The organism is Pseudoalteromonas sp. ABE4_541 (assembly GCF_056312285.1).
Genome location: NZ_JBSVEM010000014.1, coordinates 1 through 12,998, shown reverse-complemented (window position 1 = coordinate 12,998; position 12,998 = coordinate 1). Strand labels below are relative to the sequence as shown.

General features: G+C 42.1%; 11 protein-coding genes and 1 pseudogene. 9 read left to right on the top strand and 3 right to left on the bottom strand.

Annotation, left to right across the window (positions count from 1 at the left end):
• The first annotated feature begins 25 nt into the window (after nt 1-25).
• The 5 genes from ACW689_RS13935 to ACW689_RS13915 all read left to right on the top strand — a co-directional run bounded on the left by ACW689_RS13935 (nt 26) and on the right by ACW689_RS13915 (nt 4,393).
• The gene (locus ACW689_RS13935) at nt 26-451 is read left to right on the top strand and encodes a DUF3429 domain-containing protein (RefSeq protein WP_476292366.1); all 426 of its coding nucleotides are present in this window, start codon (nt 26-28) and stop codon (nt 449-451) included.
• A 49-nt stretch (nt 452-500) separates the two neighbouring features.
• Nucleotides 501-1,322, top strand: coding sequence for a GGDEF domain-containing protein (locus tag ACW689_RS13930; RefSeq protein WP_476292364.1), 822 nt, complete (start codon nt 501-503; stop codon nt 1,320-1,322).
• Between the two features lie 78 nt (nt 1,323-1,400).
• Nucleotides 1,401-2,492, top strand: a complete 1,092-nt coding sequence (locus ACW689_RS13925; protein WP_476292362.1) for a methyl-accepting chemotaxis protein — start codon at nt 1,401-1,403, stop codon at nt 2,490-2,492.
• 58 nt (nt 2,493-2,550) lie between these two features.
• A complete protein-coding gene (locus tag ACW689_RS13920) occupies nt 2,551-3,351 on the top strand; it encodes a Rossmann-like fold-containing protein (RefSeq protein WP_476292360.1) in 801 nt (266 codons plus the stop codon).
• Nucleotides 3,352-3,544: 193 nt separating this feature from the next.
• Complete coding sequence (locus ACW689_RS13915) at nt 3,545-4,393, top strand: EamA family transporter (RefSeq protein WP_476292358.1); 849 nt, start codon at nt 3,545-3,547, stop codon at nt 4,391-4,393.
• Between the two features lie 8 nt (nt 4,394-4,401).
• Here the strand turns inward: ACW689_RS13915 and ACW689_RS13910 are convergent, their stop codons facing one another.
• Nucleotides 4,402-5,046 carry a hypothetical protein gene (locus tag ACW689_RS13910; protein WP_476292356.1) on the bottom strand — a complete coding sequence of 215 codons (645 nt, stop codon included), beginning with the start codon at nt 5,044-5,046 and terminating at the stop codon, nt 4,402-4,404.
• A 67-nt stretch (nt 5,047-5,113) separates the two neighbouring features.
• The gene (locus ACW689_RS13905; protein ID WP_476292576.1) at nt 5,114-7,621 is read right to left on the bottom strand and encodes an alpha/beta hydrolase family protein; all 2,508 of its coding nucleotides are present in this window, start codon (nt 7,619-7,621) and stop codon (nt 5,114-5,116) included.
• Between the two features lie 271 nt (nt 7,622-7,892).
• Between ACW689_RS13905 and ACW689_RS13900 the strand changes: the two genes are divergently transcribed.
• The 3 genes from ACW689_RS13900 (at nt 7,893) to ACW689_RS13890 (ending at nt 11,079) form a co-directional block, all read left to right on the top strand.
• Nucleotides 7,893-9,128: a glycosyltransferase gene (locus ACW689_RS13900; RefSeq protein WP_476292354.1), complete on the top strand. Its 1,236-nt coding sequence runs from the start codon at nt 7,893-7,895 to the stop codon at nt 9,126-9,128.
• A 123-nt stretch (nt 9,129-9,251) separates the two neighbouring features.
• Nucleotides 9,252-10,478 carry a threonine/serine exporter family protein gene (locus tag ACW689_RS13895; RefSeq protein WP_476292352.1) on the top strand — a complete coding sequence of 409 codons (1,227 nt, stop codon included), beginning with the start codon at nt 9,252-9,254 and terminating at the stop codon, nt 10,476-10,478.
• 349 nt (nt 10,479-10,827) lie between these two features.
• On the top strand, nt 10,828-11,079 hold the full coding sequence (locus ACW689_RS13890; protein WP_476292350.1) for a hypothetical protein: 252 nt from the start codon (nt 10,828-10,830) through the stop codon (nt 11,077-11,079).
• 33 nt (nt 11,080-11,112) lie between these two features.
• Here ACW689_RS13890 and ACW689_RS13885 read toward each other — a convergent pair.
• Nucleotides 11,113-12,023 (bottom strand): annotated as a pseudogene (locus tag ACW689_RS13885) (IS5 family transposase).
• Nucleotides 12,024-12,439: 416 nt separating this feature from the next.
• Here ACW689_RS13885 and ACW689_RS13880 point away from each other — a divergent pair.
• A complete protein-coding gene (locus tag ACW689_RS13880) occupies nt 12,440-12,814 on the top strand; it encodes a hypothetical protein (protein ID WP_476292348.1) in 375 nt (124 codons plus the stop codon).
• Nucleotides 12,815-12,998: the final 184 nt, after the last annotated feature.

The window sequence follows — 12,998 nt, the reverse complement described above, 5'->3', positions numbered from 1 at the left end:
ATAACTTGCCTATTCAGAGGACAATATGCATCCATATTTTAATCATATACAGCTTGGCTATTACGGTGTCTTGCCCTTTTTAGCCTGTGTGTTCTTTTCGTTATTACTCGGCTCGTCGCAAGCAACTGTTGATGCATTTATCTTTTACAGCATGGGTATTTTAGGCTTTATGGCAGGCTCTCTTTGGCGAGCAGGAGAGCAATCATACACGCATGCAATCATGTCTGTACTGGTTGTGATCCCCTACCCACTACTCACATTTACGTCTTCTACAAGTGCTCTTATGTACTTGTCGATTAGCTTTATTCTTGTGCTGGTATTTGAAAGAGGTATGGCCCCTTGGCAAGAACACCATAAGGACTATCACAAGATGCGTTACATTCTCACTTCTGTGGTGTTCGTTTGTCATTTATTTATGATTGCTCAAAGTGTTGAGCTGAGTCGTGTTTAAACTGCTATACCTGTATAAATAATTCGCTTTTTGCTGCACTGGCACGGACATGAAACAAAAAATAGCCATTGGTTTAATTTGGTCTGTAGGCCTGATATTTTTAGTTTGGACTTTTTCGCAAGACAAAGTGCTCTTGGATGCGATTGAAGAGGTGGTTTGGTTTTGTTTGTCAACCACCGTTGTGATACTTGCCGCGCCTCAATTAAATAGCAGATTACTTATTTACGGCTGGTTTTTTTACTGTACAGGGTTGCTACTGGACGCGATAGACGACTTCATCGCTTATGACATTATCCCTATTTTGATCCTCGACACATCATTAAAAAGCATTGGTTTTATCTTGGTGTGCTACGGCATGCTTGTTTTGCTGGCATCAAAAAAAGACACGATAACGCGATTAAACTTAGAAATTGCTAGCCGTGAGCAGTTAGAGCAACGTTTACGTTATGAAGCCTTTCACGATGCATTGACGGGCATAGGCAATCGAAAAGCCTGTTTCAACGAGTTTGATACTTTGAGTGACCGATATACGTGGCTCTACTATTTTGATTTAGATAATTTTAAACATGCCAACGACGAGTATGGTCACCATATCGGTGATGAAATCCTCTGTAACTTTACCAAAAAGTTAACGAATGAGTTGGAAAGCGAGGCGGTATTTCGCATTGGAGGTGATGAGTTTGTTGCTTTTACAAACTTAGAACTTGAAGATAGAGACACGCTACGTACCAATTTGTCTACTCAGTTACAGCAATATCAAGTCGGCGTTAGTATAGGTGCAGCGAAAACTAACAAGCGTCTTGAGCCTGATAAAATCTTGCAACAAGCCGACGCAAAGATGTATCGAGACAAATCTCGCAGCAATAAATAATACATACTTACTGGAACGTACCTAGCATGTAATACGTTTCGTTGTTATTCTTTAACAAAATGTTAGTAAGGAAAGACAGTGTTTAGCCAATTATTCAAAAACAAACAAGTGGAGCAGGAACTCGCTAGCTTGCAACAAGCATTAGCAAAAAGCCAAGCAGACAATGAAGCTCTTCAGGTTCAAAATAACGAACTAAAAGATGAGCTAAGCCAATATCAAAAGCAACTCAACGACAATACCGACAACCAATTACTCCAGTGTGCGCTAAGCGGTTTGGCGCAAATTTATGGCATACGAGAGAGTGTGGCTAATAGCTTTACAGAAATTGAGCATCAAAGTCAGTCAATCTCACATATTAATAAGTCCTTTGAGATTTCCGAAAGTTCACTGAATGATATTCTTGGTGGTATGGCAAGCCTATCTAAAAATATGGGTAGTATGACGAGCAATATTTCTGGGCTTTCACAAATGGCAGATAACATAAACACCTTCGTTACCACCATTTCTAAAATTTCAGATCAAACTAACCTGCTTGCCTTAAATGCGGCAATTGAAGCAGCCAGAGCCGGCGAAGCTGGACGTGGGTTTAGTGTTGTAGCCGATGAGGTGCGTGCACTAGCCAATAATACCAATGAGTCTGCCAATGAAGTATCCGACTTAGTTAAAAAAATCATCGATACAACGCAACAAACGGTCAGTGCTGTTGAAGTGATCCAAAAATCGAACGAACAGCTGTCGCACAGTATTGGCAACCTCAATGGTGAATATAAAGATATTGTGAGTAATTGTAGCTCTATGAAGCAGACGATTTTGGGTGCAACGACACAAACTTTCTTACAAACCGTTAAGTTGGATCATGTTGTTTGGAAAGGGGCGGTTTATAATCATTTAATTGGCATTGATCGTCAATCTATTGATAGTTTTTCAGACCACACGAGTTGCCGACTCGGTCAGTGGCTTGGCGGTGAAGGTGCGAAAAAGTATGGTGATTTAAGCGCTTTTAAATCCATTGATGCACCACATAAAGAAGTACATAGCGCAGGCGTACAAGCGATGAAACTCAGCGCCCAAGGAGATAAAAAAGCAGCCATCGCGCAGCTAGGCAAGATGGAGCAAGCCAGCGAACGGGTTATGCACCTGCTTGATGAACTTGCGCTAAAAGGCCGCTAGCAGCTTTTTGACAATAAAAATGATACACTCGCCGCTGTTTTAACTTCTGTAGTTTAGTATGATTTTCGAAAAAACATGGCGAGTATTAACCGTAGGCGACGGTGATCTAAGTTTTTCACATGCATTGCAAACATCTAACCAAGTAAGCAAGTTAACCGCTAGCACCTATGATGATGAGCAAACCATTCGTGACAAATACCAGCATCATGCACTTGATCTCATTAAGAATAGCCAAATGGATTACTTACCCGCATTCGATGTCACTGGGCAAACCAGCTGGCAACGCTTGAATGGGCAACAATACGATCTGGCTATTTTTCAATTTCCGCTTATCCCTGCATTTTCAAGCCATGCTGAATTTAAGCAATCTACTTTATCAGTGAATACCTTGAATCGCAGGCTTTTACGTTTGTTTCTTGATAATGCCTACCGCTATGCGCTTGACCCAAATGGACCAATGCTTTGTTACATCACCTCTAAAGACGTAAAGCCCTATTGTGAATGGGATTTAGAAAGTTCGCTGTGTTTAGGTTCCAATATGCAATTTTTAGGATTGCATGACTTTAATATCACACAATTTCCAGGTTATCAGATCAGAAATGTGGATAGAGACAAACACGTTAAAGATACTAGCGGTACCACCTTTGTGTTTGGTGCTAAGACGTTGCCAGATTTAGCAAGTCAATTATATATTCCTAAATATCTTAACGATGAGTACTGTAGTTTCTGTCGCGCAGGACCATTTCACAGTGAAGTCGATCAGCAATCGCATCTTAACTCCAAAAAGCACCGTGCTATGGAAAAACATCAACAAGCGTGGTTAAGTTATTTGTCATCTTGTGAACAACACACATCATAATCAAGTTGTGTGTTGTATCTCTAAATAAACGACAAGCGTAATAGAAAAGATGCATTAAAGTGATCAGTTGTAAGCAACGAGCGAGCGAATAGTAAAATCGTCGAATATTGTATACAAACAGCTTGAGTATTCTTGCCCAGCCCTTTAGACTGGCGCCCTTTTGTACGATAGCAGTCATAGAGAATAGGCATAAATGAAGTTAGCTAATAGAGAGTTTTTACTCGCTGTAGTGTGTTTATTAATTGCGATGGTCACAATTCAGTCTGGAGCCTCTATCGCTAAACAACTCTTCCCTCATGTCGGACCTGAGGGTACAACCGCTTATCGATTAGGCTTTTCAGCTTTAATTCTCTGCCTCGTTTTCCAACCATGGAAGTACATTCCCGCTAATAAAAAACCAATTTTAATTTATGGCCTTTGCCTTGGCTGCATGAACATCACGTTTTACTATGCGATTGAGCGGATCCCTTTGGGGATAGGCGTTGCACTTGAATTTACAGGCCCGCTTGCTGTTGCCTTGTTCTCATCAAAGCGAAAACGAGATTACCTTTGGGTGCTGTTCGCACTACTAGGCATTATATTGTTACTACCAGATATGAGCAGCACTGATGGACTTGACCCTATAGGCGTAGTTTTGGCCTTAGTGGCTGGCGCATGCTGGGCTGGCTACATTTTATTTGGTAAAAAAACAGGCTCACAAGGCTCGGGCGGCACGACTGTCGCACTGGGCATGACCATTGCGGCAATCGCCGTTGTGCCAATTGGTGTGGTATCACAAGGCTCAGCACTACTGAGTTGGGAGCTTATTCCACTGGGCATGATGATTGGGGTGCTTTCGAGCGCACTCCCCTATAGCCTAGAAATGGTTGCTTTACGTAACATGCCCGCGCAAGGCTTTAGTATCATGATGAGCCTAGAGCCCGCAATTGCGGCGTTGGCGGGTTTACTCATTCTCGGCGAATTACTGAGCGTTTGGCAATGGCTCGCTATTCTTATGGTTATCGTCGCATCTGTTGGCAGTTCGTTCTCAAATGGCAAATAAGCCACGTATTATTCAAAATATTGCCCATATTCTAGTATGGCAAGCCTATCTAAAAAACTCTCCAGATGTTCTGGGTAGTAGTGTGGGTGGCAGTCACAATCAGGCTGCGCTAAAGCGCCGATATTTGGCTTGCTGACGCTCAGCGTAGCCTCGGTCGATATCTGATATTTTGCACTGATCGTTTCTCCATCCACCGTATCATCCCAAATTAAGTACAAATACCGCTCATCATTTGAAAAATACACTTTAGGATAAGCTGGCTCTTCAAAATCAAAGGGCACTTCTACCGCATTTTGCGATTTATCCAACGACATTGAGCTTTCTAGATTCATTAAGCTTACGATGGCATCTTCGCTGTCAGAAGAAGCGACAACCACAGCAAACCGCCCGCTATGGCTCATCAAAAATTGTGAAGGTTTTGCTCGCAAGGAGATTGAGCCTCTATGCTGCGAGGTTATCAAATCCCAAATGTCTATTTCGAACTGACTGTACGATATAGTAAAAAGTATGGGTGTGCTCGGATGTACGCATGCACAATCTAAGCGATGCGACAAATGAACCGGTGGATAGGCGTGTTTGTTTCTTTTATCAGTGACATATAAAGCTTGCTCTACAAGCTTAAAAGCAAAAATACGACTTTTTATCTGCTCCATCAGTATCTCCATTAAAAGCTGCACAACGTTTGCTATGCAGCTTTTTTGTTACACAGGTACTGAGTACCTAGCGAACTTGTTCACCTTGAGCAACCGTTTGATCTTGCTTGATCAAAGGATCCGCATCATGAATGACAGGTTCTTCACTAGGTTCTACTTGCTGTTTTTCTGGAAATAGGTAAGTCTCTAGCCATTGCTCTTGCTCCCATAACACGTGCAAAATGCTTTCTCTTGCTCTGTAACCATGCCCTTCATTTGGCAACATAACAAGTCGCGCTTGCTTGCCAAGACCTTTAAGCGCTGCATACATACGCTCTGATTGCATAGGGAAAGTGCCAGAGTTTGGATCTTTTTGACCATGGATCATCAACATTGGCTCGTTGATTTTGTCTGCATGGAAGAACGGTGACATATTAGCGTAAACACTTTGTGCTTCCCAAAAGTCTCGCTCTTCACCCTGAAAACCAAAGGGGGTTAAGCTACGATTGTAAGCGCCACTTCGTGCAATGCCCGTGACAAATAGATCTGAATGCGCAAGCAAATTCGCCACCATAAATGCACCATATGAATGCCCGGCTATCGCGATTTTGTTTGGATCTGCCACCCCTTTGGCCAATAAGGTATCCACCGCAGCTTTAGCACTTGCCACCAGCTGCTTTCTAAAGCTGTCGTTCGGTAACTTATCACCCTCACCGACAATTGGCATTTTCGGGTCATCAAAAATCGCGATCCCCTTAGCTAGGTATGGCATAGGTCCCCAATAACCATAGTACGGAAACTCATATGGAGATTCTCGTACCTGAGAAGCAACACTTTTATCTTTGTATTCTAACGGATAAGCCCACATTAGGACTGGAATTGGTCCTTGCGTTGGGTCATATCCAGCGGGCAAGTATAAATTACCAGTCAACTCAACCCCATCATCACGGGTGTACTTCAATTGCTCTTTCTTCACACCATTGAATTGCGGATAAGGGTGAGCAAAACGCGTCAGCTGGGTTAAAGTGTCAAAGTTAAGATCACGAATAAAGTAGTTTGGTTGCTCACTTGTTGATTCTCTTACGGTTATAAATCGCATTCCTTCATCATCGAGCACTTCTTTAACGCGCTCATAGTAAGGCGCTTGTGATTGCCATATACGCGCAGTGCTATTGGTTTTAACATCATAGCGGTCTAAAAATGGCTGATTACCCTGCGCTGATGCACCCTCACCCGTTAAAAATAGGTAACGACCACCAACCAGTTTCAAAATTTTTGAGCCTAAGTCACTGTATGTGTAGATAAAGCGACCAGGGTTTTTATAGGCATCATTGTAACTGCGCTCTGAAAACACCAAACGTTTTGCTTGTGGGTCACGAGGCACTATCACTGAGGTGCGTACGCTCCTATCACTAAAACGCCACTCGGTTAACATCGCCACTTCATCATCAGCCCAAGCAATACTTGCAAAACGACGTTCCACTTTGGCAAAAAGCTCTGGTTCACGTTTAAAAGGCGCGCTAATTGCATACAAATGGTCGTGATATGGCACCTCTTTTTTCATATCACCGTCATCTTGTGCGTGCGCCCATACAATGGTAGCACCTCGATCCGCACGCCATTGAAAATCGCGAGGACCTGTGCGAACGCTATCAAAGCCTTGCGGAATATTGTCAGCAAGAGGCTGTTTGGCAAGCTCATACAAAGGAAACCCTGTCATGCCCCAAACCTGCCAGACCGTGGCGAAGCGTTCATACGGCACTTGATATGAAAATGGCTCATCAATCATGCCAACAATTAAGCTAGTTGAGTCTGGTGATACACTGAAAGATTTCACCAACAACGGTTTACCTATCGCTTTTATTGGCGAGTTGAGTGGCACTTTCGCCAATTGACCTTGTCCATAAAATTTAAACTCTGATTCGTCAAAAGGCGATTTAAGCAGATTCTGATAGGTTCTAGCTGGTGCTTTTTGGCCACTACTTTGCTGAATAACAGGGATGAGTGGTTGTGCTTTTTGCTGTAACGGAGGCTGTCCATGATTCACCGCAAAGTTAACAACCAAAGCACTACTATCTGGCAGCCATTGATAAGGGGTTTGTGTTACTACACCATTGAGCGTTGATTCAGTAAGCTGCTTTGCTTTTCGCTCTTTTACGTCGTAAACCCACAAAGTCGCCTTCTGCTGCTGCTCTAAAATAAAACTTAAGTAGCGACTATTGGCCGACCATTTTACTGAACGAAAAACGCCATCATTCGGTATTCCTTGCGGACGGATCACCGAGCCTGTATCAACATGCTTAAACTCAAGTGATAAATACACCCGACGAGAAATGCGCATGAAATTTTTAGGGTTAAACTTGATACCGGCAAGTGCTTTTTCTTGCTGATTTAACTCATCCAAAGAGATGATGCGTTTTCTATCTAATAATGCCAACCATTTGCCATCGTTACTTAAGAGGCTCGTTGGGATGAGTTTAGCATCGACAAGTTCAGCTAATTCTGGAGAAGGGGTTTGGTATCCTACATTGGAATTAGCTTGAGCAACGTGTCCTATCGACAAGCTAAAAGCTATTACCAAAAATATGATTCTCATCATTATTTATTCGTCCTGATAAATTTACTTAACGGCCAATAATATACTTAAAAATAAATAAATTCAGCACATGAGATAATTTTCGACACGTTTAATTAAATTTTGCAACCTATAAAGTCAAACCATCGTGTGCAGGTTCAACTGACTAGAAACGATTTATCACAGTGGTGCAGTACAAGCAAAAAGAGTAAAATGGCTCGCTTTGAAAGCTTAAAAGCCGCCCAACACGACGTGCTAACGCAATATATCGAACACCATTTTAGAGTCCTTTATGAGTAAAAAAGTATTAGTCATTGGCTATGTTTGGCCTGAACCTAACTCATCTGCAGCGGGCAGCCATATGATGTCTTTGTTACGCTTTTTTAGAGCCCAGCAATGGCAAGTAGAGTTTGCAAGCCCTGCTCAGCAAACAGAGCATATGGTCGATCTTAACCTTGACGGGATCAGCACCAAAGTCATTACACTAAATTGCAGTAGTTTTGATGATTACGTTAAAGCATTACAACCCGACATTGTCATGTTTGACCGCTTTATGATGGAAGAGCAATTTGGCTGGCGAATTGATAAATTCGCACCAAATGCGCTTAAAATCTTAGATACCGAAGACTTGCAATGCTTACGAAATGCTCGCCATGATGCGCACAAAGCCAAACGCAAACTCGCAGTAAGCGACTTACATAGTGACTTAGCAAAACGAGAAATTGCTGCCATATTACGTTGCGACCTGAGCCTGATTATTTCTGACTATGAAATGTCACTACTGAATGATATTTACAAGGTTGATAAAGCGTTATTGCACCACTTACCTTTTATGGTCGATTTAGACCGTACACCACAGCAAACTCCAACGTATGCGCAAAGGCAACACTTCATGACCATTGGCAACTTTCGTCATGCCCCCAACTGGGACGCTGTACTTTACTTGCAAGAGATATGGCCACTCATCCGTAAACGTTTACCAAACGCCGAGTTGCATATTTATGGTTCCTACCCGCCACCAAAAGCGACTGCGCTGCATAACCCTAAAACTGGCTTCTTAATAAAAGGCTGGGCCAAAGACGCTTTACAGACTATGCAACATAGCCGTGTGTGCCTTGCGCCGCTGCGATTTGGCGCGGGTATCAAGGGAAAATTGCTGGAAGCCATGATCACCCAAACCCCTTGTGTTACCACAGACATTGGCTCAGAAGGAATGCATCAAGACTTACCTTGGCATGGGATAATCGCCAACGATCCACAAAGCTTTGCCGATGCGGCTATTGAGCTATATAACAACGCAGATTTATATGAAAAGTCACAACACGCAGGGCTTAATTTGCTTCACAGTATTTACGATAAGAACAAATTACAAGATACCTTATTGTTAAAAATCAACAGTATAAAAAACGACCTCCCCTCACATCGTCAAAAGAATTTTACGGGTCAAATGCTCAAACATCACACCATGAAGAGCACCCAATACATGGCGCAGTGGATTGAGGCAAAAAATGTCAATAAAAATCTTTAAATAGCCTAGACTTTGCAATGAAAGCGATTAGAATGCGCAGCAATTCCAATCGCTGCACTGAGTTAAAACCATCAAGTTTTTTCTTTATGTGCATGGTTTTCTTTAACTTTAGGTCTTGAGCCGTTGAACACAGCCACCTTTACCCAAAAGCGCAAGTTTATTGTTAAACTTGGTAAAATGTTGCACAAATATGGTACACCCGCTTACCGCTTAGAAGCCCACTTGATGGAAGTGGCAACTCATCTAGGCTTAAAATCTTCATTTGTTATGTCGCCCACTTCTGTAACTTTTGTTATTTGGACTGAGGGGCATGAGGAAGAGTATACCCATGTCGCGCGTGTTGACCCCGGCGACCATGATTTAGGTTCTCTTGCCGATACCGATGATGTTGTTAACAGAGTACTGAAAGGCGAACTGAGTATAGAAGAAGCCGACGCCAATTTAGACAAGATAAGTACACAAAAACCATCATATAATAGACTTACGACTGGATTTGCCTTTTCTATGTCAGGCGCTGCATTTGCAATGTTGATGGGCACCAGTTGGAATGATGTATTTTGGTCTGGCATGTTTTCAATTTTAGTGTTCATATTTGTGCTTTGGTCAACGCGTTCAAAGCGCGTTACACATATGCTAGAACCTTTAGTCGCTATCGTGGCAGCCGTAGGTGCATGTGCAGTGAGTAGCTATCTAGACCCAAGTATCAACATTCGACTGGTGATCCTCTCAGCTATTATTGTATTTATTCCGGGTTTAGCCTTGGCGATAGCATTTGCTGAATTGTCTTCACGACATTTAGTATCTGGCACAGCACGAGTGATGGACTCGCTCATGCTACTCTTTAAACTTTATTTCGGCGCATTTTTAGGAATAAGCCTAGGCTTTTATTTGTTCGGCATACAAGACTTTGTACAACCCGATCCACTTCCCAAATGGACAGCATGGCTCGCTATTTTATTACTGTGTTCCAGCTTAATCGTGATGTTCAGAACGAAATTAAAGCATGCGAGTTGGTCTATCGCATCTGGCTTTATTGCCTATGCAGTCAGTATCAGTGCGGCCGTTTACTTTGATTATTCAATCGGTGCATTTTTAGGTGCTTTTGCGGTAGGTGTATTTAGTAACTTATTCAACCGAATAGTCAACGCACCTGCATCAATTGTGGCTATGCAAGGTTTGATTGTGTTGGTTCCGGGGTCTAAAACCTATATTGGTCTAAATTCACTAATTGAAGGTCAAAGCATTATTCATGCAGATCATATCGGTCAGCAAACATTTCTTATATTCATGTCATTAGTGGCAGGCTTGATTTTCGCAAACGTCGCCTTACCGCCCAAAAAAGCGTTGTAATAGATATAAAATGGGCGCACGTTGGAGTATGTAGTAAAAACCATGTCTAATCGCGAGTAAATGACATGGCTTTGCAACTCTCAGCTGTGGCTTTTATTTTAAACGTACATACGGTGCATCATGGTGTGTACGTTTTTTATTTGTGCGAGTCCATTGGCGGCTATGAAGAGCCGTTCAACTTCAAATTAACACTATAAAACAAAGCAAAATAACAGACATTTATCCAACTGGCTTATGGACAAAAGTGACTTTATAAAGATAACTGAATGCGCAATAAATTAGAAAAGCACTAGGGGATAATGCTCGTCAGCCTACTTATATTAAAACGATCCCTAATGTTGGCTATTGTTTGGTTGCAGTTGTAAAACCGTTCACTGAGAATACATCGCCACTAGATGCGCCTTCAAATAAGCTTAAGCTTCAAACTAACCATATTAACCCTTACTTTATCAAAAGTACGCTCTTGTTACTTACCATCATTTTTATCGTTGTTTGCTACCGAATTTATCAAGAGCCTGAGAGTAACAACCGTGTAGCGATTAACTCAATTGCAGTATTACCTTTTGAGGACTTAAGTGATAATAAAGACAGGCCTTGTTGATCAAATCAGGAGATAAACCTCAAACTCAGGTTTTCACCCATGAGGCTGATATGCAGGCAGACCTAGCCTGTTCATGGTGTTTATCACCTTCACTTTAACCATCGTTTCTGTGTGCTGATTGTTAAAACTTCGACTCTTCAGCTTGTCGCCCATTAGCTGCTTAAAGCGATACATCGCTGTCTCAGCGAGTGAACGAATGTGATAGCCAGAATCAACTTCCATTGCTTTAAGCCTATTTGACGCGTCATAAACACCGTATGATCCCTCGGGTGACACTTGCCCCAATACTGTGCATTTTCTCTTGGAGGTGCTCGTAAAATCGCTTTCTTTGCAGCCACTTCGTTATAACAACTGCGAGTATCATAAGCTCCATCTCCTGTGACTCTATCTATATTTCTACGTAACGGTCGCAATAAATCACAGAGTGCTTTACCATCCGATACTCGTACCATTGACAGCTCAGCACTCACAATATCATGGTTTGCTGCATCGACTGCTAAATGCAGCTTTCGCCATGTCCGACGTTTACTTGCATGGTGTTTGCGAGTGTGCCATTCACCGTTACCGTACACTTTCAAGCCGGTACTATCGACAACAATGTCCGTGAAACCTTTACTTGTAGAGGGCCGATACAGCACTGACAAGGTTTTACTTCGCTTACATAAACAGCTATAGCCAGGTGACCCTAAGGTCGTATTCATAATATTAAGCAAGGAGTTAACAAAGCTCTCCACAGCACGTAACGGCAAATTAAAGACCGCTCTAATCGTTAAACAAGTTTCAATTGCCAAGTCTGAATAGTAATTGGAGCGGCCACGCCCACCGTGTTTTTCGGTGTTTTGCCACTTTAAAATAGCGCTATCGCTTAGCCAGACATTGATGTTACCGCGTTGGATTAAGGCACGATTGTATTGTGACCAATTTCTGATTCTCTTTTTCATCATAACCGTTGAGCTGATGGGTTTGATGATCAGAGCACTCTATGCCTGAGAAGTTCCATGATTTAGGAAACAACGCCGTGATAGTGCTGACGCGTTGAATTTCTTAGTTTTGTGAGTTCATGAAAATTTCTAACTATTATGGTTATAAAACGCTTGTAATGACGTCACGTTAATCTATAACCAGCTGAACACAATTTATTACAACTGAAATAACTTGCGCATGGTAACCTTAATTACCACATTACTTAAACTGTGGCATTCGTATGGTTGGCTGTTCCATAGCAATGACATTGCCATTAGTGCGTTATACTGCCGTAAAGAGCTGCCCCACGTTTTGTTGAATTATATGAGTTGAAAAATCGCCTATCACCTGTGCTACATTAGTATTGGGGCGTCTTTGAAGAGTAGAATTTATTGATATGAGAACCGCATTAATCACCTTTTTATTTATTAGCTTTTCGCAGTCAGCATTGGCTTCAGAGCATTATGAAGTGACTGTTTATGTTAAACAACGCGCTGAATTACACTTTCCTTCTTTTGAAGTACATTCCTTTGGCCAAAAAGTAACATCGCAAACTGGCGGTTGTACGTATACAGGGGTGATTTGGCCTCTATCTCAAGGGGGGATTTTATTGGATGGGAGTATGATCTGTCGTTATGAAGAGGGGGAGAATCACATGTCAATGCCGTCTATGGCTGTTAATGCTGAGGGGGGAGAAGCGAGTGTTGAGCTCGGAGAGTCCGAAGTACAAATGTGGAAATATAGTGTTGAAATTAAAGCATTAGGCAGATAACTTGTAATATAGCAAACGATAAGAGTATTTAGCTGTTAAGGCGTTATGCTTACCAAGTACATGGTCGGTTAAGTGGTGCTTTTCACATAAAGGGACCCTGTAACAGATTCTGTGTAACTGCCAGTTTTAAATAACATCTTTTAATCGGTCTTCGAATTCTATCATAAATCGATTTAAGGCCGAT